Source organism: Emcibacteraceae bacterium (assembly GCA_041396985.1).
In the GTDB taxonomy this organism is placed as follows: domain Bacteria; phylum Pseudomonadota; class Alphaproteobacteria; order Sphingomonadales; family Emcibacteraceae; genus Pseudemcibacter.
In genome coordinates, this window is record JAWKXO010000001.1 from 424,127 (window position 1) to 448,358 (window position 24,232).

Here is a 24,232-nt window from a genome sequence, read left to right on the forward strand (position 1 = left end):
GTCCATTATGTTTTTATAAAAAATTGGACGTTACATACAATTCGGGCCCAAATACGGATAAAGTCCTCTTTAATCCATATATGAGCCCGATATAATTATATTATTAGCTGCTAACGGCTGCGGCTACTTCAGCGGCAAAATCACCTTCTTCTTTTTCAATGCCTTCACCAAGCTCAAGTCTTACATATCCTGTAAGTTTAATGTCGGAGCCAGCATCTTTGGCAGCTTTTTCAATGACTTTGCTAACTTTCGTTTCACCGTCAATTACAAATGTCTGCTCCAGAAACACAACTTCCTGGAAGAATTTGTTCATGCGACCACCAATCATTTTCTCGATAATGTTGTCAGGCTTGCCGGATTCGCGGGCCTGCTCAACGAGAATGGCTTTTTCACGTTCTACGGCTTCTTCGGACAGTTCTTCAATTGTCATTGATTGCGGGTTTGTCGCCGCAACATGCATGGCAAGCTGTTTGCCAAGGGCTTCAAGAGCACCCTGATCAGCATCAGATTCCAATGCAACCAATACGGCTAGTTTACCCAGACCAGGGGCAACGGCATTATGAATATAAGTTGAGACCACGCCTTTAGAAACAGAAAGTCCGGCTGAACGACGGAAGTTCATATTTTCACCAATTGTCCCAACAGCTTCAGTCACTTCCGCTTCCACACTGTGGCTTTCGCCAGGATATGTTGCCGATTTTGTTGCATCATAATCACCGTTATTGGCTAGTGCAACATCAGCAACCCCTTTAACCAGAGACTGGAATTTCTCGTTACGGGCCACAAAGTCTGTTTCCGAGTTCACTTCAATAGCAACAGAAGTGGTTCCGTTTGAAGCGACTGCAACAAGACCTTCAGCGGCGACACGACCTGATTTTTTCTCAGCTTTCGCAATACCTTTTTGACGGAGCCAGTCCATTGACGCTTCGATGTCACCATCATTTTCACTAAGCGCTTTTTTACAATCCATCATACCTGCGCCTGATTTTTCACGCAGTTCCTTAACAAGAGCGGCAGTAATTTGAGCCATCATTCTTTCCTTGTTTTAAAATTCTAAATTAAGAAGATTTCTCTTCACTCATTTCTTCATCAGCCGGGGCGTCTTCCTCGGCTGGAGCCTCTTCAGCAACGTCCGGAATTTCTTCTACCGGTGCTTCCATTGCACCAATATCAACCCCCTGTGACGAAAGTTCCTGTTGGATACCTTCCAGAACTGCATCAGCAACAAGATTACAGTAAAGATCAATGGCACGGGTCGCATCATCATTTCCCGGGATTGGAAAATCAATATTTGCCGGATCACAGTTTGTATCAAGAATGGCAACCACTGGAATACCCAGTTTTTTACCTTCTGCGATAGCAAGCTCTTCTTTATTTGTATCGATCACGAAAATCGCGCTAGGAATACCACCCATTTCCTTAATACCACCGAGGGAGCGTTCGAGCTTGTCGCGCTCACGTGTCATTTGCAGGGTTTCTTTTTTGGTAAATCCGGTCAGATCGCCTGAAAGTTTTTCATCAAGGTCATTAAGACGTTTGATCGAATTGGAAATTGTTTCCCAGTTTGTCAGCATTCCACCGAGCCAGCGGTGATTAACATAATATTGTCCGCAACGTTTCGCTGCTTCGGCAATTGCGCCTGATGCCTGTCTTTTTGTACCGACAAAGAGTACACGACCACCACCAGCAGTAATGTCGCGAATCTGCTCAAGTGCGCGATGCAAAAGCGGCACAGTGATTGAAAGGTTGATAATATGAACTTTATTTCTGACGCCAAAAATATAGTCCCCCATACGTGGGTTCCAACGGTGTTTTTGATGTCCAAAGTGAACGCCAGCTTCCAATAGCTCGCGCATAGTAAATGTAGGCATTGCCATTCTATAAATTCCTTTTCCGGTTAATCCTCTGCAGGTTCTGAGTTCCTTAGAACACCGGTGTGTCGATCCCAATATGTAGGGGATAAACAAATACCTGCATGTGAAAGTAAGCGGGTAATACACGCTGAAGCATATGATATCAAGGGTTTTCTTGAAAAACCGACAAAAAATTACACCTAATCACCTTTAATCCCTTTATGGAGCCCGCCATAATCCAGCTCGCCATACCCGGCGCGCGGATCAATTGAAGGAATACCGCCCACCCATTTTGGCTCAACCGTAATTATTTTACGTTGTCTGGCCTGAGCCATCGCCTCATCAACTGAAGTTGCCTGTCCCAGAAGTTTTAAATTCATCAAAGTGGGAAACATAATTTCATTTCTGAATTGGTCAATAAATTCAATTGGTTGAACCCATTTTGCTTCAGTAATCTCCTTAAAATCGGGAATTACCTGCTGATCTTGAGGCGCTTTGGCCAGATAAAACCGTGTATCAAATCGTTTCGAATATTGTCTTGGTGTTACCCAGCGCGCAAAGGGAACGATATCGTCAGGGTTAAGGATTAAGTTGGCACGCTTTATAATGTCAGAAAATGCTATTTCCCCTTGCAACAGTGCATCTCGATAATTGCCAGCTTCACCGCCACTCCCTATTATCAAACCTGATTCTTCAAATACTTCCCGAAAGGCTGTATAAATAAAATCAGAATATCCTGCCGGGTATGACGGTATATTTCTTGAAAGTTCCAAATCATCCGGATCAACCTTACCGCCCGGAAAAACATAAGCCCCACCGGCAAAATCAATATCAGGATGCCGTTTGACCATTAATACTTCCAGATCACCTGTTACATCATTATCCCGGATAACAAGAATGGATGCTGAATCAATGATGGTCGCTTCGTCATTCATATAAATTTCTTTGGCGGTTAAATTTCTCTGGCATCAATAACACCTTTAAGGGATGCTACGGCATTCCTGATTGCCGGTGAAATTTTGTAACGGTCTTTAAGCTCAACATCCACATCACAATCCGGAAAGTCATCATGCTTGATATTCATGCGGAACGTAACCCGTCCTCGACCATTTTTACTATTGTTCAGGATTTCTTTAATGGCTTCCAGATTGCTCGCGTCTTTCAGGTAAATATCAAGTCCCGTCCCTGTTCGCATTGCTACACTGTCAATGGTTTCAAGGCCCTGTGCTGTAATCCTTAAGGCACCATCATCGCTATGCTTCACTTCCGCACTGATAATAACCGAATTACCATTATCAAGAAAATCATCCACCGCATCCAGTAGCTCAGAAAAAAGGGTGACTTCAAATCCGCCGGATGGGTCAGATAAACTCAGGAAGGCATATGGCTTGCCGCTCTTTGATTTCATGCGTCTGATGCCCTGGATAGTCCCGGCAAGTTTAATAAACCCGCCCTTTCCTATGGCCCTTTCTGCAATTTCCGTACTCGGAACCACTTTCTGACGGGCAAGGACACTGGTATAAGCATTAAGCGGGTGAGCGGACAGATAAAAGCCTACAGCTTCCTGCTCACATTTCAGTCTTTCAATGAGGTCCCAGTCATTCACATCCGCCAGTATAACCGACTGTACTTCAACCTGATCCCCAAACAGACTGACCTGATTAGAGTTTCGTTCCTGGGTGGCGAGGCTCATCTGACGCAGGATCATTTCAACGCCACTATAAAGCTGGGCACGGTTGGGGTTAAGACTGTCAAAAGCCCCTGCTTTTATAAGGTTTTCAAGGGCTCTCTTGTTTATCTGCCTTGTATCAACCCGGTTGCAGAAATCAGAAATATCCTTAAAGGGCCCGTTCTTATCGCGCTCAGCAATCAGGCTTTCCATGGCAGCCACACCAACATTTTTAAGCCCGGCGAGACCATATCTTACCCCTCTGAGCTTTCCGTCACTCATGGCGCCGCCAATATTCTGCTCGTCTTTCTCCCCTTCAATTACTTCAGCGGAAAATTCCACTCTGGATTTGTTAATGTCCGGCGGCAGCACGGGAATATTAAGGTTCCCCAACTCCTGTTTGAAAATATGAAGCTTATCGGTATTGGTCAGATCAAGCGTCATGATCGCCGCCATGAACTCAACTGTGTAATTAGCCTTTAAATAAGCGGTGTGATAGGAAACCAGCGCATAGGCAGCCGCATGGCTCTTGTTAAAACCATAACCGGCAAATTTCGCCACCTGATCAAAAATTGTTGCGGCCTGTTTCGGGTCTACCCCTTTTTTATCGGCGCCTTCCTGAAAGCGCGCTCGCTGAGCATCCATTTCTGATGCAATTTTCTTACCCATGGCCCGGCGAAGAATATCCGCATCCCCCAATGTGTAATCGGCCAGGATCTGGGCGATCTGCATCACCTGTTCCTGATAAATGATAACACCGTAGGTTTCGGTTAGGATTTCTTCCAGTAATGGGTGAAGATAATCCGGTTCCTCATCCCCATGTTTACAGGCAATATAGCGGGGGATATTATCCATTGGCCCGGGCCGGTAAAGGGCAACCACCGCAATAATATCTTCAAACATATCAGGTTTTAGATTGATCAACACACTCTGCATTCCTGAACTTTCAAGCTGGAATATACCCGTGGTCTTGCCGCTGCACATAAGCTCATATGACGGTTTATCATCAAGCGGGACATTTTCCAGATCGACTTCGATATTTCTAGCCGCGATAAATTCCTGAGCTTTTTTAAGCACGGTCAGTGTTTTAAGGCCAAGAAAGTCGAACTTCACCAAGCCGGCCTGCTCGACATATTTCATATTAAACTGGGTTACCGGCATATCGGAACGTGGATCGCGATAAAGGGGAACCAGCTGGTCAAGTGGCCGGTCTCCAATCACAACTCCCGCGGCATGGGTTGAAGCATGCCTGAATAACCCTTCAAGCTGGAGTGCGATATCAATCAGGTGCGAGGTATTGGGATCACTACTGATTTCCTCACGCAGCTTTTTCTCACTTTCAATCGCTTCTGATAGTGTTATCGGATTAGCCGGATTGCTGGGAATGAGCTTTGATAGCCTGTCAACCTGCATATAAGGCATCTGTAGCACACGCCCGACATCACGCACCACGGCGCGAGCCTGTAATTTACCAAAGGTAATGATCTGGGCGACCTGGTCATGTCCATATTTATCCTGCACATATTTAATGACACGCTCACGCTTGTCCTGGCAAAAGTCGATATCAAAGTCAGGCATGGATATACGTTCCGGGTTTAGGAACCGTTCAAACAGAAGGCCAAATTTTAGTGGATCCAAATCAGTGATCTTAAGTGCCCAGGCGACAACAGACCCAGCGCCGGACCCCCGCCCCGGCCCGACCGGAATGCCGTGATCCTTTGACCATTGAATAAAATCGGCAACGATAAGAAAATAACCAGGAAAACCCATTTTGTTGATAATATCAAGCTCATAATCCAGACGATCATAATATGGTTTCCCAAGCTCCTGATCATTTTCACCAGCAAACACATGTTGACTAAGCCGTTCATCAAGCCCTTCTTTCGCCATGAGTTTCAGGCTCTCAGCTTCATCCATCGTTTCATCAATGGTGAATTTCGGCAAAATAGGATCAATTGTCGGCACTTTAAAGGCACATCTTTGGGCAATGACAATAGTATTGTCAATTGCTTCCGGAATGTCCTTAAAAAGCTCAATCATTTCGGCTGATGATTTGAAATAATTTTCAGGCGACTCTTTACGCCGATCAGTCTGATCAACATAATTGCCACCGGCAATACAAAGCAGTGCATCATGGGCCTGATACATTTTCCGTGTCGGGAAAAAGACCTGATTGGTTGCCACCAAAGGAATGTCATATTTATAGGCGAGCTCTATAAAAGTCTCCTCAAGATCATTTTCGATTTTATGTCCATGACGGGCAATTTCCATATAAAGATGCCCTGGGAATAGTCTATTTAAATATTTGAGGCACTCTTCTGCTTTTTCGGCATCTCCATCCTGTAAATATTTCCCGATAGGACCGTTAACCCCTCCGCTGAGGCAAATAATATCTTCAGTATGACCATCAAGATCAGCAATAGAAATCTGTGGACTTTCACTTGGATCGGAGTCCAGATGGGCCTTACTGACCAGAATCATAAGATTTTCATATCCACGCTGGGTTTGCGCCAGAAGCACCAACCACCCCGGGTCAGGAACTTTCACATGTTGATTGTCTGATCTTTCGCCGTGGCGGATAGCCAGTGTCACCCCAATGATTGGCTGAATACCGCCGGCTGGCAGATTTAAAGACGCATCAAGTGCCCCAAACATGTTATTGGTATCAGTAATCGCAACGGCAGGCATATTATTGCCAATACAATGCTTTACCAGATCCTTAATATGAACCGCACCTTCAGCCAGTGAATATGCTGAATGAACTCTTAAGTGGATAAATGTTTTATCGCCTGGCATTTATGCAGTTTTTCCGATCTTTATATCAGTTTTAATATTAAGACGACCGTAGCAAATTCAGCAACTGATTGCGCGGCATAAATCAAAAATAATTTTAAGGACCTGTTCTCAAAAGCAAATGACAATCCCATTTGCGCCGATGAAATGCCGATAGCGATTATGATCGCCACAGCAAGACTGGATTTCAAATCAAGCTGCAATAATGCGAGCAGAACGGCAAATGAAAATGATACCAAGAGACAAAGAGCAAACCCGATCATCATTGCATTTCGCGGTTTTCCCATATTCTCCGGTTTAAGGGCCGTTTCCTTCAGCCAAAGCCGGCTGAACAGTAAATTTGAAAACCAGGCACCGCCTACAAGAAATTTTGCAATTGCGGCTATGATAATCGCCAAATAGTCTAGGTCACCCGGCTCAAGCATGCCTTCCCCTTATAATCAATGATAATCTTTTAGATGCGCTAAAGAGTATCCTGAATAACGCCTTCTTTCAATATTACGATCCGGTCCATGCGTTTGGCAAGGGCATTATTATGGGTGGCGATTAAGGCGGATACTCCCTCTTCCTTGGAAAGCTTGAGCAGAATATCCATCACATCATTCCCGGTTTTTTCGTCAAGATTACCGGTTGGCTCATCCGCCAAAATCAGTCGCGGGCGATTGGCCAGCCCCCTTGCGATCGCAACCCGCTGCTGTTCACCGCCGGAAAGTTCAGATGGCCTGTGCTCCAGCCGCTGCCCCAACCCCATTTTTTCGAGCAGTTCTATTGCACGTGTATTTGCATCCTTCTTTGACGACCCGGCAATTAGCTGCGGAATGATCACATTTTCCAGCGCTGTAAACTCAGGAAGCAGATTATGAAACTGATAAACGAACCCTATTTCCAGACGGCGAATTTTTGTGCGCTTGATATCATTTAAATCCTTGGTCGGAATTCCCGAAATAACCACATCACCACTATCGGCCCGCTCAAGAAGCCCCATAATATGAAGCAGGGTTGATTTACCGGCACCGGAAGCGCCGACCAGGGCCACGACTTCACCACTTGTTATGGAAAGGGAAATACCCTTCAATATTTCAAGGTGCTGGGTCCCCTGATCAAAACTTTTATAAATGTCCTTAAGTTCGATAATATTACTCATACTTAAGCGCCTTTACCGGGTCAGTATTTGCGGCTTTAAGAGCCGGAAATATTGTTGCAAGCAGGGATAAAGTAAGTGCAACGATAGTGATGGCGATCACTTCCGTATTATCAACTTTAGACGGTATTTCGCTTATAAATCTTGTCTCGGCATCCCAGACAGTGGCCCCGGTCATTTTTTCAATCAGGTCCGCCACCCATTGAAGATGATTGGCCAGATAAACACCCCCGACAACACCCAGAAAAGTACCAATAACCCCAATACTGGAGCCGATAATGAAAAATATCCGGGTGATGGATGAGCGGGATGCCCCCATAGTTCGCAGGACGGCAATATCCCTGGTTTTACTTTTTACCAGCATGATCATTGTTGAGATAACATTAAAAACCGCCACCAGAATAATCAGGGACAAAATGATAAACATGGCATTCTTTTCTATTTGCAACGCGTTAAAAAATGATCGGTTGAGCTGCTGCCAGTCAATAATACGGCCTGCCAGACCGGAATCAACGATCCTCTGAGCAAGAAGTGGGTATACATTCCCAACCATATCCGCGTGGGTCAGTGTTATTTCAAGTCCGCCTGCCTGATCCCCATACTGGAAATAGGTCTGTGCTGCTTTAAGAGGAACAAAAAAGTAGCTTGAATCATAATTAAATTCACCGACTTCAAAAATTGCGACAACGGTGAACTGCTGAATTCGCGGTACGGTTCCAAACGCTGTAATTCGCCCCCTTGGCGACATCAGTGTTACATCGCTTCCGATTTGAAGGCTGTATTTTTCAGCGAGCCTTTTGCCAATAACAATATCATTTTCACCCTCGCCAAAATGATCAAGGCTGCCTTCGACTATATTTGATGCGACCAGATCTTTTGATTTCAGATCTTCAGGCTTAACACCGCGGACAAGGGCAAATGTGCCATTTTCCCCCATCATTGCCAATGCCTGCCCTTCAATAATCGGTCGGACTTTCACCACATCTTTTACCGTGCTTAAATCAGAGGCAGCCTGATCATAATTTTCCATTTTCCCGCCAAACGGCTGATAAAGAACATGACCGTTAAAACCGATAACTTTATTTAGGAGTTCTTCACGAAAGCCGCCCATCACCGACATGGTGACAACCAAAGCCCCTACCCCAAGGAAAATTCCAAAAAGTGAAAATAAAGCAATTACAGTGACAAAGCCGTCATGACCCTTAATGCTTAAATATTTGAGCGCGACTTTCCACTCGTAACTTCTGAACATATATTATCCTAATTTATTGAGCAGTTCATCAAGGCCAAGTTCTATCCGTTCATCAGTACGACGGTTTTTAAGCTCATAAACACCTTTTTCAAGACCTTTAGGCCCCACAACCACCTGCCACGGCAGGCCAATAAGATCCATATCCGCAAACTTGGCACCTGGTCCCGCATCACGGTCATCATATAACACTTCGATGCCACGGTCCTGCATCTTTTGGTAAAGATCATCACAGGCAGCAGTACAAGCTTCATCTTTAGCGCGTAAATTAATGATCCCGACTTTAAAGGGGGCAACCGCTTCCGGCCAGATAATCCCTTTATCATCATGATTGGCTTCAATCAGTGCACCGACCAGTCGCGATACGCCAATGCCGTATGACCCCATTTCAACAACCACTTCCCTGCCGTCAGGGCCAGCCACTTTCGCGCCCATAGGTTCGGAATATTTTTTACCGAAATAGAAAATATGCCCGACTTCAATCCCCTTGGCTGTTCTTAAGTTTTCAGCCGGTACCGGGCAATTTTCCGGATCATGCTTTTCCTCTTCCATTGCATAATAGCTTTGCAGTTTGCTTACCGTCTCACTTTCGATATCGCCGGTCAGGGAGGCCAGTTCAAAACTTTCAATACCCTTATCATAATAAAGCGTACTTTCACCGGTTTCGGCAAGGATCTGAAATTCATGGCTTAGGTCACCCCCGATAGCCCCTGCATCGGCCCGCACTGGAATAGCCACCAGGCCTAGCCGCGCAAATGTTCGAAGATATGCCACATACATTTTATTATAGGAGTCTTTCGCTCCTTCAAAATCCAAATCAAAGGAATAGGCATCTTTCATCAGAAATTCACGGCCACGCATAATACCAAAGCGTGGGCGCACCTCATCCCGGAATTTCCATTGAATATGATAAAGATTAAGTGGCAGGTCTTTGTAGGTTTTCACATTATTCTTGAAAAGATCGGTGATCATTTCCTCATTGGTTGGCCCATAAAGCATTTCCCGCTCACTACGGTCCGTGATCCGGAGCATTTCCTTACCATAGGCATCATAACGGCCACTTTGTTGCCATAGCTCCGCAGGCTGAATTGTTGGCATCAATAATTCAATGGCCCCAGCCCGGCCCTGTTCTTCACGGACTATATCGGCAATTTTATTCATCACCCGCAGTCCGGTCGGCAGCCAGATATAAATCCCGGCACTTGATTGACGGATCATTCCGGAACGAAGCATCAAACGGTGGGAGACGATCTGTGCCTCTGCCGGATTTTCCTTGATGGTCGGGATAAAATAATTTGAAAGACGCATTTTAGACCTTGAAAAAATTATAATTTAAAAAATGATATACTGCTTTATAGCAAAGGTGGCGGTTTCTTCAATTACCTTTTGATAATCGGTCGTCTTTTTCTTTGCTGATCGCAAAGTATATAAATGCGGCTTTTGTCACTTTCCTTAAGCGACTGACCATTCCAAAGCACATCTCCATTTTTAACCGTAATCTGGCCCAGAATGATTTTCCCTTCTTCACTTCCTGTAAGACCCGAACTTTTATTGTCGTTCATTACTTTTAAGGCATCATGGGTTAAATAAAATGAGTATCCGTTACTTCCGATCATCAGATCATTTTCATTTTTAATTTCAGCTGGTACCAACGCATTTCCACGCACATCCAGATCGGGTTTATAGGTGACATCTTCACCCGGAATATAAGGTCTTAACAATTGGCAATCTTCATAGGTGACTAGGAGGATTTGGTCTGGCGTTTTTGTCTCTTCAGCTTTTTTATTATCAGAGCTTTCCTGCGCAGATAAACCTGATGACAAAGCTGAAAAAGCAAGCATTATCAGAATAGTTACCTTTAGTCGCATCATAATCTCTCCTGCTTCACATCATAGATGAATTTTCTTAGTAAGATCAATATGTGGCAGAAATACAACAAGTTACAAAAATATTACAATTTTACTCATTTTTAGGGTGACAGAGCAGCATGCCAAAGGTAACTTAACCCCATTAGTGAAGCCCAAGTTTGGGAGCGAGGAAACTCTTAAAGTAAAAAAATAAAAATTTGGACAAAAATCACTACACCAAATAAAAAAAGCAAGGTTTAATCCTTGCTTTTTTTATGTCTGAAATTTGTAAAATCCAATTATTTAATTGAAATCAGATCAAAATAATCAATTATTGCCACCAGTATCATAAAACATACAGTAAGACCGCTCGCCATCAGCATTTTTTTCTTAATATTGGCATCTACGGGTGAGCCGACCTCAATGCCGTCCTCAACGTCTTCATCGAGTTCACTATGGGTGGTCACTCCAATCGGCAGAACAATGAAGAGGAAAAACCACCAGGAAATGAAAAAAGTGATGCTATATCCGATATAATTCATGACGAAACCTCTAAATCTGCTCAAGCTCAATAAGTGTGCCGCAAAAATCCTTTGGATGAAGAAAGAGCACCGGCTTGCCGTGGGCACCCAGCGCCGGTTCTGATTTTCCGATTATTCTCATACCTTTTTCGAGCAATCGGTCGCGTGCATCTTTTATATCTTCTACTTCAAAACAAATGTGATGAATACCCCCTGACGAATTTTTATTTAAATAAGACAGAATTGGTGAATGATCCCCAAGCGGATAAAGCAGTTCAATTTTCGTATTCCCCAAGTCAACAAATGCGACCGTAACACCATGTGCCGGAAGATCAACAACACCCGCGACATCCGCCCCCAACACGTCTTTATAAAGCTTAATAGCTGCTTCCAGATCCGGTACGGCTATTGCCACATGGTTTAATTTTTTAATCATTTTCTGGTCATCCTAGTCAGATTGACGGTTGTTACCGGGCCCGTTTCCTTGCCGGTATATTGTTTTGATGCCTTTCTCGCTGAAACACGTATGATTTCCTTAATGATATCATCATCAACCAGATGTGACTTCTGAGCCCGCTCAAGCGCCCGATGAATTTTATCATCGATAAATTTTTCAAGTTTATTTCCCCCTTCATCCGGCAGTCCAATGGGGGTAATTTCAAGCGGCGCCAGTAATGATCCATCCATTTCAAGCACCGCATGAACAACCAGCGCACCATTAAATAAAACCCGCCGCCGTTCTATGATAGCCATATCATCATCCCTGATCAATATTCTGCCATCAAGTGCCAATCTGCCTGACGGGACTTCATTGATAATTTCCGCCGGGGCCGGCGCCAATTTAACAACACATCCGTTTTTAGGAACGACCGTTTTTTTATATCCCAATGATTTTGCAAACTCAGCCTGCTTCATCATATGGACACGTTCGCCATGAGTGGGAACAACAATTTCAGGTTTTATCCATTCATACATTTGCTTCAACTCCTCCTGCCCCGGATGGCCCGATACATGGACAAAAGCATTTTTTTCTGTAATAACCTCGGCTGATTTTTCAATCAGCAGGTTATAAATCCGGGAGATTGCCAGTTCATTTCCCGGGATTACTTTTGAAGAAAATACCACCGTATCCTTTTTGGCAATATGTACATGCTTGCTGTTATCCTGCACGATCCGCAGGAGAGCTGCTCTTGCCTCTCCCTGACAGCCAGTACAGACATAAAGCACCTTGTTTCGCGGCAAATGTGCGGCATCCTCCTCATCCAGAATTGCCGGAAAGTCATGCAAATAACCACACTGCCGCGCTGCTGCCACATTGCGTTTGATTGACCGCCCAATCAGGCATAAATGGCGGTCAGTTTGCCGTGCCACATGCCCAAGCGTTTCCACACGGGCCACATTTGATGAGAAGGTCGTACAAAAAATCGCCCCAGGTTTATCCTTTAATAGCTCAAGCAGACTTTCGCGGACCGCCGTTTCCGAACCTGATGATTTTTCATTAAAAACATTGGTGCTGTCACACACAATCGCCAGGACGCCCGCATCGCCTATTTCCTTAAGCCTTTGGATATTACTGACATCACCGATGATTGGTTCTGGGTCCAGTTTCCAGTCCCCTGTATGGAAAATTGTCCCAAGCGGCGTTGTTATCCTCAGCGCATTTGGCTCCGGTATGGAATGGGTCAGGGTGACATATTCAATTTCAAAATCGCCAAGGCTAAAAATCCCACTTAAAGCAATTTCATGGATGGTAACCTGGTCAAGTAATCCTTCTTCAGCAAGTTTTGACCGTAGTATTATAGCACTAAACGGCGTTACATAGATTGGACAACGAAAACGCGGCCATAAATGGACAACAGCCCCTATATGATCTTCATGGGCATGGGTCAGCACCAGACCAAGCAGGTCATCCTTAATATTGTCAATGAAGCTGACATCCGGCATAATCAGATCAATTCCCGGCAGGTAATCATCGGCAAATGAAATGCCGCAGTCCACCATAATCCACTGATTATCATAGGAATAAAGGTTTAAATTCATTCCTATTTCGCCGGACCCGCCAAGCGGCAAAAACAATAGCTGTTTATGGTTTCCGCTCATTATTTCTTATCAATATTGGCTGAATAAATTTCAAACAGACCATATGTTGTCAGTTCCTGATCAACATATTCTATGATATTTGACGCATCACTGAAAAGTGGTGCAAGCCCACCAGTTGCCAATACTTTCATCGGGCCACCAAATTCAGCGGTAATACGGGCGACCATTCCTTCAATCATTGAAAGATAGCCATAAAATATACCTGACTGTATGGCAGAAATAGTGCTGTTGCCGATAACTTTTTCGGGCTTTTCTACGGCCACCCTTGGCAGCTTTGCCGCCGCCATACTGAGCGCTTCCACCGAAAGGTTAACCCCCGGTGCAATGACGCCGCCATAATAATCACCCTTATCATCAATAACATCAAATGTCGTTGCCGTTCCGAAATCAATTATGATCATCGGTCCACCGTATTTTTTCTGCGCAGCCACGGCATTAACCAGTCTGTCAGCGCCAACCTCTTCCGGGTTAGGCAGTTTCACATTTACATCAAGTTTGACTTTCGCATCACCAACCACCATGGCCTCACAGCGAAAATACCGCCGACATAATAATTGTAAGGGAAATAAAGTCTGAGGCACCACTGTCGCAATAATCGCCCCGGTAATGACAGACGCATCAAGATTTTCAAATTTTAAAAGCTGCGACAACCACACCATATATTCATCTGCTGTTCTGCTGTTGGCGCTGGATATACGCCACTTATGAATGATCCTGTCATCATCATGAAGGGCAAAAACAATATTGGTATTTCCGGCATCAATTGCAAGCAGCATTGTAGTCTCTCTTTTTTAAGAGGTGAAAAAAACATCACCCGAATGAATCAGCTTTATTTGAGCTTCTGTTTCCAACTTTAGCGCGCCATCACTGTTCAGGTCAATAAATCGTCCGATGAATTCCTGATCCGATGTTCTTACCGTAATCATTTCATTCAGTCCCTTACAGCAATTCAGCCATTCTTTTCTAATTTCTTCAAAGCCATTATTCTGCCAGATTTCAATCCAGAAAGCCATTTTCTGCGACAAAACCATAAAAACATCCTCAGGACTGACATTCTGCCCGCCATGCTCATTGATATGGGTTGACCCGTAACTTGTTACTTCCGGGTGGTGGACAACATTTATACCAATACCGATGATTATATGAATGGGAGACCCCAAGCCCTTACTGTGGCTTTCAAGAAGAATGCCCGAAATTTTTTTATTCCCAAGCAACACATCATTGGGCCATTTGCATTTAACATTACTATCCGGCAGAAATTCAAGAATTGTTTCACGCACGGCAAGGGAAGATACAAAACTTAACTGTGCAGCGGTATAAATGTCTTTTCCACAATCATATATAAGAGAGCTGTATAAATTTCCGGGTTCGGACACCCAGAAACGTCCACCACGACCTCGGCCACCTGTCTGCTCACCTGCTGTGATCCATAGGCCACTGGCTGCACCGCTTTCAAGCCGCCGGATTGCTTCCTTATTTGTGCTGTCCAGTGATAAAAATGCCTGATGGCTAAAACCACCAGGCACATTCATTTTATTCTGTTCCGTCATTTGGGCCTATTTCTGGGAAAGGCCCTGTGCTGCCGCTTGCGCATGGTCAAGAACAGGACTTGAAATTTGTGGTGCAATAAAGGCCAGAACGAGGATTGCCGACAATGTTACAATCACTTTCATTGGCAAAGATTTCTGGGGCACAAATTCTTCGGCTGGTGCATCGAAATACATCACCTTAACAATCCGGATATAGTAATAGGCACCAACAACGCTTGCTAATACGGCAATGGTAGCCAGAGTAAAATATCCGGCATTAACGATCGGGATAATCACATACCATTTGGCGAAGAACCCGGCGAGCGGCGGAACCCCGGCAAGAGAGAACATAAAGATACTAATAAAGGCCGCCATAACAGGATGATTTTGGGCAAGTCCTGAAAGGTCCGCTATATCCTCCACCATACCTTCTTCTTTACGGCGCATTGACATAATGCAGACAAACATACCCACATTCATGACCAGATAAATGGCCATATAAATCATCACGCCCCTGATACCTTCAGCATTTCCGGCAATAAGGCCAAGAAGGGCAAAACCGACATGACCGATGGAACTATAAGCCATAAGCCGTTTTATATTGGTTTGCATAATGGCTGCAAATGACCCAAGTATCATCGAAGCTACAGACATAAAGATTACAACCTGTGCCCATGAACCACTAAGATCGCCAAAGGGCACATAAAGTGTCCGGGCAAGAAGTGCAAGAGCAGCAACCTTCGGCGCGACCGAGAAAAAGGCTGTAACCGGTGTTTGCGAGCCTTCATAAACATCCGGTGTCCACATATGAAACGGCACGGCAGAAACTTTAAACGCGAGCCCCGCAAGAACGAAAACAAGTCCCACAATCACACCAAACGATGCGCTGCCCTCTTCTATACCGGCAACAGCTGTGGCAATGGATGAAAAATTGGTGCTGCCGATAAAACCGTAAATCAATGAACAGCCATAAAGCAGGATACCGGATGACAAGGCACCAAGCACAAAATATTTAAGGCCGGCTTCTGTTGATTTTTCACTGTCACGTTTAAAGGCCGCCAGGACATAAAGACTAAGACTTTGAAGCTCAATCCCCATATAAAGGCTCATCAGGTCATTGGCGCTGACCATGATCATCATACCAACGGTCGCTAGGACCATCAGAACCGGAAATTCAAACCTGTCTTCCCCTTCCAGTCTGAAAAATTCGCGTGACATAATGACCGCCAATGCTGACGCAACAAGCACCAGTATTTTCATAAACTGGGTAAAACCATCAACGACGAACAGGTTTGATAATGTAAATGTCTGATCGGACCCAACAGCCAGAGAAAGAAACATGGTAATGACGATAAAACCAACCGCCAGCCAGCTAACCAGATTTACACTGTCTTTTTTAAACACACCGACCATCAAAAGCAGCATTGCCCCAATAGCGAGGAAAATTTCACCATATGCAATTTCGAGATTAGGGAATATTTCAGTCATTATTTTTCTCCTAATTTCCGGCTACGGTTTGAACGGCAGCATGATATGTTGCCATAGAGGCTTCATGCTGGGTGACAAGATTATCAACAGACACATGTATAAAATCCATGAATGAAGTCGGATAGACGCCAAGCCATAAGGTCAGGATAACTAGCGGTGCGAAGACCAGTATTTCACGCTTATCAAGATCAAGCATGGCTTTAAGATCTTCCTTGGTAAGATCACCAAACACAACCCGTCTATAGAGATAAAGCATATAGGCTGCACCAAGAATGACCCCGAAGAGTGCAAAGAAGGTTGTCCAGGTGCTGACCTTAAAGATACCGACAAGCACCAGCACCTCACCGACGAAGTTAGCAGTACCCGGCAGGCCAACAGACGCCATAGTAAAGAACATAAAGACCAGTGCATATTTTGGCATGATATTGACAAGACCGCCATAACGGTCAATATCCCGCGTATGAAGGCGGTCATAAACAACACCGACACAAAGGAAGAGTGCCGAGGCAACAAAACCATGAGCCAGCATCACCACAATCGAACCTTCGATGCCCTGAATATTAAAGGCGAAAATACCGATGGTCACAAACCCCATATGCGCAACCGATGAATAGGCAATCAGTTTTTTCATGTCTGTCTGACGCAGGGCCACCAGCGATGTATAGATAATCGCAATACAGCTCAGAAGATATATAAGCCAGGCAAGCTGTTCAGACGCCACAGGAAACATCGGAAGCGAGAACCGTAGGAAACCATACCCACCCATTTTCAGAAGGATACCAGCCAGTATAACAGAACCGGCAGTCGGTGCCTGTACGTGCGCATCCGGCAACCAGGTATGGACCGGCCACATCGGCATTTTTACCGCAAATGAAGCAAAAAAGGCCAGGAACAGCCATGTCTGTGCATGCGGGTCAAAATTAAACTGCATCAATGTCGGTATATCAGTCGTTCCGGCCTGCCCATACATATAAAGCATGGCCACCAGCATCAGAACCGATCCCAGCAATGTATATAGGAACAGTTTATAAGCCGCATAGACACGGTTATCACCGCCCCAGATACCGATAATCAGGAACATGGGGATCAGACCCGCTTCAAAGAAGACATAGAAGAGTACAAGGTCAAGGGTACAGAACACACCGATCATAAAACATTCCAGAAGCAGGAAGGCAATCATATATTCCTTAACCCGTTTCTTAATGGTATCCCAGCCACACAGAATACAGATCGGCATGATAAAAGTGGTCAGCAGCACAAACAATACTGAAATGCCATCTATGCCCATCTTATACTGGATGCCGCCACCAAGCCATTTTGCTTCCTCGACAAACTGGAACCCGGCAGTAGATTTATCAAAGCTGAACCAGAGAACCAGTGAAAACAGGAATGTCGCGACAGTGGTCAGCAAAGCCGCATTACGTGAATTTCGTTCAACAATTTCCTTTTCGCCATTGATGCTTAAAATAATAAGAACACCAAGCAGCGGCAGGAAGGTGATCGTGGAAAGGATTGGGAAATATTCCATTTTATTGTCCTCCCAACACAAACCAGCTGACAAAGGCAGAAAGCCCGATCAGCATCGCAAACGCGTAATGATATAAATAGCCTGTCTGCAATTGTTTAAATTTATCCGCAACCCGGACAACAAGCGCCGATACGCCATCAGGACCGAAACGATCAATGGTATCCTCGTCCCCGCGTTTCCAGAAGATCATACCCAGTTTCATTGCGCTTCGGACAAAAAGAATGTCATAGAGCTCGTCAAAATACCATTTGTTATAGCTCAGCGCATGCGCAAAGCGGAAGGTTTTAACAAATTTTCCAGGCATATCAGGTTGCTTGATATAAAAATACCAGGCAGTTGCCAAACCAATAACCATGGCAATGAAGGGGGATATCACCACCCAGGTCGGCACATGGTGGGCTTCTTCCATGACATTTTCACCGGCAAGGAACAGGGCACTGCCCCAGAATTCCTCATAATGTTCGCCAACAAAATAATTATGGAATATATACCCGGCAAAGAGTGCTCCGGCAGCCAGAATATAAAGCGGAACCAGCATAACCTGCGGGCTTTCATGGACATGATCCTGTACATGTTTGCTGGCGCGGCTTTTGCCAAAGAATGTCATAAATACCAAACGCCATGAATAGAATGAGGTCATAAGTGCTGCAACGACACCTAGCCCGAATGCATATTGACCAACCCCGGTTCCGGAGGCAAAGGCCGATTCAATAATCATATCTTTTGAATAATATCCCGCGAAGAACGGAAAGCCGGTAAGAGCCAATGTCCCGATCGTCATCATCCAGAATGTGACAGGAATTTTTGTGCGAAGCCCGCCCATATTGCGCATATCCTGTTCATCGGAACTGGCATGGATCACCGAACCGGAGCCAAGGAATAAAAGTGCTTTGAAGAAAGCATGGGTAAACAGATGGAAAATCGCTGCACCATAAGCCCCGACACCAAGCGCAAAGAACATATATCCAAGCTGTGAACAGGTGGAATAGGCAATCACGCGCTTAATATCAAATTGTGACATACCGACGGTCGCCGCAAAAAATGCGGTCGAAGCCCCAATGATGCAGACAAAGTCCATAGCCGCGGGGGCATATTCAAACAGCGGTGAACAGCGAGCCACCATAAAAACCCCTGCGGTCACCATTGTCGCGGCATGGATCAGGGCAGACACCGGTGTCGGACCTTCCATCGCGTCAGGAAGCCAGGTATGGAGACCGAGCTGCGCCGATTTACCCATGGCGCCAACAAACAGCAGTATACAAATCGTTGTCAGCAGATCGAGGTCCATACCCAGGAAATGGATTGATTTATCGGTATAGGACGCGACATCAGAAAAAACGACGGCAAAATCAGCACTGCCAAATGTCATGAAAATGGCAAAAATACCAAGAGCAAAACCAAAGTCACCAACACGGTTGACCACAAAAGCTTTAATGGCCGCGGCACAGGCGCTTGGTTTTTTATACCAGAACCCGATCAGAAGGTATGATGCAAGGCCAACCCCTTCCCAGCCGAAGAACATCTGAACAAAATTGTCTGATGTTACCAGCATCAGCATGGCAAATGTAAAGAGTGACAGATAGGCCATAAAGCGCGGAATGTGCGGATCGTGGCTCATATAGCCAATACTGTAAATATGCACGAGGCACGATACCGTATTAACAACCACCAGCATAACCGCCGTCAGCGTATCAATTTTAAAGGCCCAGTTGATATTAAAATCACCGGAAACAATCCAGCTTAATACCTGTACATGTTCCGCATGGTCGCCGTGAGCAAGCGCGACACTGAAGAATGCCACCCATGACAGGAGTGCTGATATGATCAGCGCACCACACGTTATAATCTGTGAACCACGATCCCCAATCCGGGCACCAAACAGTCCGGCAATGATCGCAGCAAGTAGCGGGAGGAAGACAATAGCCTGATACATATTATTATTATCCCTTCATCAGATGAATGTCTTCAACCGCAATCGAACCCCGGTTACGGAAGTAAACCACAAGTATGGCTAGTCCGATTGAGGCCTCGGCGGCTGCAACTGTTAAAATCAACATGGTAAAGACCTGACCTACCAAATCACCCATATAGGATGAAAAAGCCACCAGATTTATATTTACCGAAAGCAGGATAAGCTCCACAGAAAGCAGAATGATAATCACATTCTTTCTGTTCAGGAAAATACCAAAAACACCCAGCGTAAAAAGCATGGCTGCAACGGTTAGGTAATGTTCAATTCCAATTTCCATCATCTATTCCCTTATATTCCTTCACCCGGTTTTACCTTGACGGCCTCATAGGCCTCATGACGGCGACGACGAACCTGTTTGCCGATATCCTGTTTCTTGACGCCCGGACGATTTCTGTGAGTCAGCACAATCGCACCGATCATCGCCACCAGCAGGATCAGCCCGGCAACCTGAAACAGGAATATATAATCTGTATATAAAACCCGGCCGATTGCGTCTGTATTGGTCACCTCACTTGCCGGAGGTGTTGCCGATGTAATCGTTGTTGCAATACCGTCTGTCATGCTCCAGCCACTGGCGATAGCTGCCATTTCAGCAAGCAGGATAAATCCGATCAGAAGACCGATAGGCAGATATTCCTGAACCCCTTTACGAAGTTCGGTAAAATTAATATCAAGCATCATCACAACGAACAGGAACATTACCGCAACCGCACCAACATAAACAATGACCAGAATCATCGCCACAAATTCGGCACCGAGCAGCACAAAAAGTCCCGCAGCATTAAAAAATGCCAGGATCAGGAACAGGACGGAATGGACAGGGTTTTTACTAAAAACCACCATCACCGCCGATCCGACAAGGACCGCTGCAAAGATATAAAAACAGATCGCTACTATCATATTATTTTCCCTTTACCGATAAGGCGCATCCAGCTCAATATTAAGCGCGAGCTGACGTTCCCATCGATCCCCGTTATCAAGAAGCTTTTCTTTATCATAAAGAAGCTCTTCCCTTGTTTCGGTGCTATATTCAAAATTCGGTCCCTCAACAATCGCTTCCACCGGACAGGCCTCCTGACAGAACCCGCAATAAATACATTTGGTCATATCAATATCGTACCGTGTCGTACGGCGTGATCCGTCTTCTCTGATATCTGCTTCAATGGTAATGGCCTGAGCAGGACAGATCGCTTCACATAATTTACAGGCAATGCAGCGTTCTTCGCCATTTTCATAGCGGCGCAAGGCATGTTCACCCCTGAATCTTGGACTTAGCGGACCTTTTTCATGCGGATAGTTCAGGGTAACTTTTTTGCTGAAAAAATATTTCAGCGTCATTGCCATACCTTTCGCGAACTCCGTCAGAAAAATGGTTCTTGCTGCGTGATCTAAAAATGCCATAAATTAAGCTCCTAACTCGCAAATCTGCCAAAAAAGACAAGATAGCCAGATGTTAAAATGACCCATACAAGGGAAACCGGCAAAAACACTTTCCACCCCAGACGCATCAGCTGATCGTAACGGTATCTTGGAACCGATGCCTTAATCCATGCGAAACAGAAAAAGAAGAAAAACATTTTTATGAACAGCCATAAGATACCTGGAATGGCATATAATGGACCCCAGTCAAAAATCGGCAGCCAGCCACCGAAAAACAGGATGCTCATCATGCCGCACATCAGAATGATATTTGCATATTCACCAAGATAGAAAAGCGCCATGGACATCGAAGAATATTCGATCTGGAAACCGGCAACAATTTCTTCTTCCGCTTCAGGAAGGTCAAAGGGGGTCCGGTTGGTTTCTGCCAATGCTGAAATAAAGAAAATGAAGAACATAGGGAGCAGGCCGGTAAAGAAATAACCGTTAAAGATACCAAACCCAATACCTTTTTGTGCCATTACTACGTCGGTAAGATTAAGTGACCCCACACACATTAACACTGTCACCAGCACAAAGCCGATAGAAACTTCATAGGAAACCATTTGCGCTGCACTTCGCATCGCGCCAAGGAACGCATAACGCGAATTTGACGCCCAACCGGCAATGATAATGCCGTATACCGCCAACGAGGACACTGCAAAAAGATAAAGAATGCCGACATTCAGGTCTGAAATCACCAGTCCTTCCCCAAATGGGATAACCGCCCAGCCAACAAGCCCGAATATCAGGCTAAGCGCCGGTGCCAGCAGAAACAGAAATTTATTGGCGCCCGCCGGAATAATGGTTTCTTTTAAAAATACCTTTAGACCGTCCGCAAAAGATTGTAGCAGGCCAAATGGCCCCACAATATTCGGTCCTTTACGGATCTGAATAGCGGCCCAAACCTTGCGGTCAACCCAGACAATCATGGCCACAGCTAAAAGCACAGGAAGTGCCACAACTAGGATATTGGCAATGGTCCCGAAGGTTATGAACGCCCAGTCTTCAAGCCTGTAACCAAACCAGCCGACGAATATGTCAAGATACTTACCCATTGGTTCCTGTTGCTCCTTCTGTATGGTTTGCACCGTTCATAACAGCACGACATTCAGCCATTGTTTCGGAAGCCCGGGCAATCGGGTTTGTTCCGTAAAAATCTGTAATCGGTAATATAAAGCCGTCTTTGGAAACTTTACCGGCAACGCCGAAATCCGCCCACTCTTCATCCGGTTTTTCATCAACCACGACAAATTGCGGGTAATCTTTTTCCATAACCTGACGTAATGAGGCAATATCATCAAAATCCAGCGTTTTACCAAGAACATCTGATAATGCCCGGAAGATTGTCCAGTCTTCTCTCGCTTCACCGGGGCCGAACACGGCACGCAGTGCCCGCTGAACACGGCCTTCAGTATTGATATATGTACCAGGTTTTTCTGTGTAGGCAACACCCGGCAGAATGACATCAGCATGTCTGACACCTTCGTCACCGTGGCTACCCTGATAAATGACAAATGCTTTTTTAAGCTTTGACGTATCAAGCTCATCTGCACCTAGATTATAGACGACTTTGATATCGCCCTTTTCAGCACCCTCAAGGATCGCTTCAACACCACCGTCCCTGATCAACCCCATATCAAGGGCCGCAACGCGGCTGGCGGCTGTATGAAGGACATTGAAGCCATTCCAGTCATCTTTAATCAGACCATATTTTTCCGCAATATCATGGGCAAGCTTAATAATCGCCGGACTGTCGTCACGGTTGAGCGCCCCCTGCCCCAAAATAAGCATTGGTTTTTCAGCAGATTTCAAAACTTTGGCAAAGTCATTCTTACCGTCCAGGATATCTTTTAATATCGCCGCACTATCGCCAAGCTGCTCTACTTTATAGCTTAAGTCTACATCAGGACCTACATTTGCTACCTTACATTTTCTGCTTAACCAGCGCTGACGCAGTCTTGCATTGAGCACAGGGCTTTCTTTTCTCGGGTTCGAGCCGATAATCAGACAAGCATCCGCTTCATCAATACCTGTTACACCACTGTTAAACAGATATCCGACACGGTGTTTTGCACCGACTTTAGATCCATCCTGACGGCATTCAACATTTGCGCCAAGAGAGCTCATCAGCGCTTTGAAAGCATACATGCTTTCAGCATCACAAAGATCGCCGACAAGACCGGCAATCTGATCCCCGCTTAGACCTTTTAGTTTTTTAGCAATAACATCAAAGGCTTCTTTCCAGCTTACTGCCTGCAACTTACCGCCTTTTTTAACATATGGACGGTCAAGCCTGTTTTTGGCAAGTCCATCAACCGCATGACGGGTTTTATCAGAAATCCATTCTTCGTTCACTTCTTCATGAATTCTTGGAAGAGCACGCATGACCGCACGGCCACGGCTATCAATACGGATGTTTGAGCCAAGAGCATCATGAACGTCAATGGTTTCCGTATTTGTCAGCTCCCACGGGCGTGCCTTAAAAGTATAAGGTTTGGACGTCAAAGCCCCAACCGGACAAAGATCAACAACATTCCCTGAAAGTTCTGACTGGAATGCCTGCTCCTGATAGGTCGTAATCTGCATATTTTCACCACGGCCAATGGCACCAAGGGACGGAACACCGGCAACTTCATCTGCAAAGCGGACACAGCGCGTACAATGAATACAGCGCGTCATGATTGTCCTGATCAGCGGACCCATATATTTTTCTTTGACCAGTCGGCGTTTTTCCTTGTAGCGACTGTCACCAACGCCGTAAGCCATCGACTGATCCTGAAGGTCACATTCCCCGCCCTGGTCACATACCGGACAATCAAGCGGATGGTTTATAAGAAGAAATTCCATAACTCCTTCACGGAATTTACGAACCTTAGGAGTATTGGTTTTAACAACCATCCCCTCCCCGGCCGGAAGAGCACAGGACGCCGCCGGTTTTGGCGGTCCGGGAGTAACCTCCACCAGACACATGCGGCAGTTGCCGGCAATTGAAAGGCGTTCATGGTAACAAAAGCGTGGAATTTCAATGCCGACCTGTTCAGCCGCCTGCAGGACAGTTGTCCCGTTTTCCACTTCTACTTCAATTCCATCTATCGTTAGCGTTGGCATATTTTAATTCTC

The 24,232-nt window shown here is 45.3% G+C and carries 22 protein-coding genes; all 22 read right to left on the minus strand.

Translation table 11 applies throughout. The features are described 5' to 3' along the window. Nucleotides 1-103: 103 nt before the first annotated feature. On the minus strand, nt 104-1,033 hold the full coding sequence (gene tsf / locus R3D86_01940; protein MEZ5756965.1) for a translation elongation factor Ts: 930 nt from the start codon (nt 1,031-1,033) through the stop codon (nt 104-106). Nucleotides 1,034-1,058: 25 nt separating this feature from the next. After that, nucleotides 1,059-1,877, minus strand: a complete 819-nt coding sequence (gene rpsB, locus R3D86_01945; protein MEZ5756966.1) for a 30S ribosomal protein S2 — start codon at nt 1,875-1,877, stop codon at nt 1,059-1,061. A 176-nt stretch (nt 1,878-2,053) separates the two neighbouring features. Further along, the gene (locus R3D86_01950; GenBank protein ID MEZ5756967.1) at nt 2,054-2,788 is read right to left on the minus strand and encodes an NUDIX hydrolase; all 735 of its coding nucleotides are present in this window, start codon (nt 2,786-2,788) and stop codon (nt 2,054-2,056) included. 17 nt (nt 2,789-2,805) lie between these two features. Then, nucleotides 2,806-6,318 carry a DNA polymerase III subunit alpha gene (gene dnaE / locus R3D86_01955; GenBank protein ID MEZ5756968.1) on the minus strand — a complete coding sequence of 1,171 codons (3,513 nt, stop codon included), beginning with the start codon at nt 6,316-6,318 and terminating at the stop codon, nt 2,806-2,808. 20 nt (nt 6,319-6,338) lie between these two features. Further along, nucleotides 6,339-6,740, minus strand: coding sequence for a DUF1761 family protein (locus tag R3D86_01960; GenBank protein MEZ5756969.1), 402 nt, complete (start codon nt 6,738-6,740; stop codon nt 6,339-6,341). A 38-nt stretch (nt 6,741-6,778) separates the two neighbouring features. Next, nucleotides 6,779-7,459 (minus strand): ABC transporter ATP-binding protein, encoded by a 681-nt coding sequence (locus R3D86_01965; GenBank protein ID MEZ5756970.1) that lies wholly within the window; start codon nt 7,457-7,459, stop codon nt 6,779-6,781. Further along, nucleotides 7,452-8,708, minus strand: coding sequence for a lipoprotein-releasing ABC transporter permease subunit (locus tag R3D86_01970; protein MEZ5756971.1), 1,257 nt, complete (start codon nt 8,706-8,708; stop codon nt 7,452-7,454). The genes R3D86_01965 and R3D86_01970 overlap by 8 nt, the downstream gene beginning before the upstream one ends. 3 nt (nt 8,709-8,711) lie before the next feature. Beyond that, nucleotides 8,712-10,013 (minus strand): proline--tRNA ligase, encoded by a 1,302-nt coding sequence (locus tag R3D86_01975; protein MEZ5756972.1) that lies wholly within the window; start codon nt 10,011-10,013, stop codon nt 8,712-8,714. Nucleotides 10,014-10,084: 71 nt separating this feature from the next. After that, nucleotides 10,085-10,576, minus strand: coding sequence for a hypothetical protein (locus R3D86_01980; GenBank protein MEZ5756973.1), 492 nt, complete (start codon nt 10,574-10,576; stop codon nt 10,085-10,087). A gap of 275 nt (nt 10,577-10,851) precedes the next feature. After that, nucleotides 10,852-11,094: a DUF1467 family protein gene (locus tag R3D86_01985; protein MEZ5756974.1), complete on the minus strand. Its 243-nt coding sequence runs from the start codon at nt 11,092-11,094 to the stop codon at nt 10,852-10,854. Nucleotides 11,095-11,104: 10 nt separating this feature from the next. Next, nucleotides 11,105-11,509: a methylmalonyl-CoA epimerase gene (mce, locus tag R3D86_01990; GenBank protein MEZ5756975.1), complete on the minus strand. Its 405-nt coding sequence runs from the start codon at nt 11,507-11,509 to the stop codon at nt 11,105-11,107. Continuing rightward, nucleotides 11,506-13,173: a ribonuclease J gene (locus tag R3D86_01995; protein ID MEZ5756976.1), complete on the minus strand. Its 1,668-nt coding sequence runs from the start codon at nt 13,171-13,173 to the stop codon at nt 11,506-11,508. The genes mce and R3D86_01995 overlap by 4 nt, the downstream gene beginning before the upstream one ends. Then, nucleotides 13,173-13,949, minus strand: coding sequence for a type III pantothenate kinase (locus tag R3D86_02000; GenBank protein MEZ5756977.1), 777 nt, complete (start codon nt 13,947-13,949; stop codon nt 13,173-13,175). Before R3D86_02000 ends, R3D86_01995 begins: the two co-directional genes overlap by 1 nt. Nucleotides 13,950-13,964: 15 nt before the next feature. After that, a complete protein-coding gene (locus tag R3D86_02005; protein ID MEZ5756978.1) occupies nt 13,965-14,723 on the minus strand; it encodes a biotin--[acetyl-CoA-carboxylase] ligase in 759 nt (252 codons plus the stop codon). 6 nt (nt 14,724-14,729) lie between these two features. Then, nucleotides 14,730-16,190, minus strand: coding sequence for an NADH-quinone oxidoreductase subunit NuoN (nuoN, locus tag R3D86_02010; protein MEZ5756979.1), 1,461 nt, complete (start codon nt 16,188-16,190; stop codon nt 14,730-14,732). 10 nt (nt 16,191-16,200) lie between these two features. Continuing rightward, nucleotides 16,201-17,718 (minus strand): NADH-quinone oxidoreductase subunit M, encoded by a 1,518-nt coding sequence (locus tag R3D86_02015; GenBank protein ID MEZ5756980.1) that lies wholly within the window; start codon nt 17,716-17,718, stop codon nt 16,201-16,203. A gap of 1 nt (nt 17,719) precedes the next feature. Further along, nucleotides 17,720-19,651, minus strand: a complete 1,932-nt coding sequence (gene nuoL, locus R3D86_02020; protein MEZ5756981.1) for an NADH-quinone oxidoreductase subunit L — start codon at nt 19,649-19,651, stop codon at nt 17,720-17,722. A 7-nt stretch (nt 19,652-19,658) separates the two neighbouring features. Next, nucleotides 19,659-19,967 (minus strand): NADH-quinone oxidoreductase subunit NuoK, encoded by a 309-nt coding sequence (nuoK, locus tag R3D86_02025; protein MEZ5756982.1) that lies wholly within the window; start codon nt 19,965-19,967, stop codon nt 19,659-19,661. 11 nt (nt 19,968-19,978) lie between these two features. Beyond that, entirely contained in the window at nt 19,979-20,590 is a 612-nt protein-coding gene (locus tag R3D86_02030; GenBank protein MEZ5756983.1) for an NADH-quinone oxidoreductase subunit J, read from the minus strand. 12 nt (nt 20,591-20,602) lie between these two features. Next, the gene (gene nuoI, locus R3D86_02035; protein MEZ5756984.1) at nt 20,603-21,091 is read right to left on the minus strand and encodes an NADH-quinone oxidoreductase subunit NuoI; all 489 of its coding nucleotides are present in this window, start codon (nt 21,089-21,091) and stop codon (nt 20,603-20,605) included. A gap of 11 nt (nt 21,092-21,102) precedes the next feature. Continuing rightward, nucleotides 21,103-22,167 carry an NADH-quinone oxidoreductase subunit NuoH gene (gene nuoH / locus R3D86_02040; GenBank protein ID MEZ5756985.1) on the minus strand — a complete coding sequence of 355 codons (1,065 nt, stop codon included), beginning with the start codon at nt 22,165-22,167 and terminating at the stop codon, nt 21,103-21,105. Beyond that, a complete protein-coding gene (gene nuoG, locus R3D86_02045; protein MEZ5756986.1) occupies nt 22,160-24,220 on the minus strand; it encodes an NADH-quinone oxidoreductase subunit NuoG in 2,061 nt (686 codons plus the stop codon). Before nuoG ends, nuoH begins: the two co-directional genes overlap by 8 nt. Nucleotides 24,221-24,232: the final 12 nt, after the last annotated feature.

Excerpts from the sequence above, each read along its gene's own strand:
- tsf (MEZ5756965.1), bottom strand. The coding sequence starts at position 1,033 with ATGATGGCTCAAATTACTGCCGCTCTTGTTAAGGAACTGCGTGAAAAA.
- rpsB (MEZ5756966.1), bottom strand. The coding sequence starts at position 1,877 with ATGGCAATGCCTACATTTACTATGCGCGAGCTATTGGAAGCTGGCGTT.
- R3D86_01950 (MEZ5756967.1), bottom strand. The coding sequence starts at position 2,788 with ATGAATGACGAAGCGACCATCATTGATTCAGCATCCATTCTTGTTATC.
- dnaE (MEZ5756968.1), bottom strand. The coding sequence starts at position 6,318 with ATGCCAGGCGATAAAACATTTATCCACTTAAGAGTTCATTCAGCATAT.
- R3D86_01960 (MEZ5756969.1), bottom strand. The coding sequence starts at position 6,740 with ATGCTTGAGCCGGGTGACCTAGACTATTTGGCGATTATCATAGCCGCA.
- R3D86_01965 (MEZ5756970.1), bottom strand. The coding sequence starts at position 7,459 with ATGAGTAATATTATCGAACTTAAGGACATTTATAAAAGTTTTGATCAG.
- R3D86_01970 (MEZ5756971.1), bottom strand. The coding sequence starts at position 8,708 with ATGTTCAGAAGTTACGAGTGGAAAGTCGCGCTCAAATATTTAAGCATT.
- R3D86_01975 (MEZ5756972.1), bottom strand. The coding sequence starts at position 10,013 with ATGCGTCTTTCAAATTATTTTATCCCGACCATCAAGGAAAATCCGGCA.
- R3D86_01980 (MEZ5756973.1), bottom strand. The coding sequence starts at position 10,576 with ATGATGCGACTAAAGGTAACTATTCTGATAATGCTTGCTTTTTCAGCT.
- R3D86_01985 (MEZ5756974.1), bottom strand. The coding sequence starts at position 11,094 with ATGAATTATATCGGATATAGCATCACTTTTTTCATTTCCTGGTGGTTT.
- mce (MEZ5756975.1), bottom strand. The coding sequence starts at position 11,509 with ATGATTAAAAAATTAAACCATGTGGCAATAGCCGTACCGGATCTGGAA.
- R3D86_01995 (MEZ5756976.1), bottom strand. The coding sequence starts at position 13,173 with ATGAGCGGAAACCATAAACAGCTATTGTTTTTGCCGCTTGGCGGGTCC.
- R3D86_02000 (MEZ5756977.1), bottom strand. The coding sequence starts at position 13,949 with ATGCTGCTTGCAATTGATGCCGGAAATACCAATATTGTTTTTGCCCTT.
- R3D86_02005 (MEZ5756978.1), bottom strand. The coding sequence starts at position 14,723 with ATGACGGAACAGAATAAAATGAATGTGCCTGGTGGTTTTAGCCATCAG.
- nuoN (MEZ5756979.1), bottom strand. The coding sequence starts at position 16,190 with ATGACTGAAATATTCCCTAATCTCGAAATTGCATATGGTGAAATTTTC.
- R3D86_02015 (MEZ5756980.1), bottom strand. The coding sequence starts at position 17,718 with ATGGAATATTTCCCAATCCTTTCCACGATCACCTTCCTGCCGCTGCTT.
- nuoL (MEZ5756981.1), bottom strand. The coding sequence starts at position 19,651 with ATGTATCAGGCTATTGTCTTCCTCCCGCTACTTGCTGCGATCATTGCC.
- nuoK (MEZ5756982.1), bottom strand. The coding sequence starts at position 19,967 with ATGGAAATTGGAATTGAACATTACCTAACCGTTGCAGCCATGCTTTTT.
- R3D86_02030 (MEZ5756983.1), bottom strand. The coding sequence starts at position 20,590 with ATGATAGTAGCGATCTGTTTTTATATCTTTGCAGCGGTCCTTGTCGGA.
- nuoI (MEZ5756984.1), bottom strand. The coding sequence starts at position 21,091 with ATGGCATTTTTAGATCACGCAGCAAGAACCATTTTTCTGACGGAGTTC.
- nuoH (MEZ5756985.1), bottom strand. The coding sequence starts at position 22,167 with ATGGGTAAGTATCTTGACATATTCGTCGGCTGGTTTGGTTACAGGCTT.
- nuoG (MEZ5756986.1), bottom strand. The coding sequence starts at position 24,220 with ATGCCAACGCTAACGATAGATGGAATTGAAGTAGAAGTGGAAAACGGG.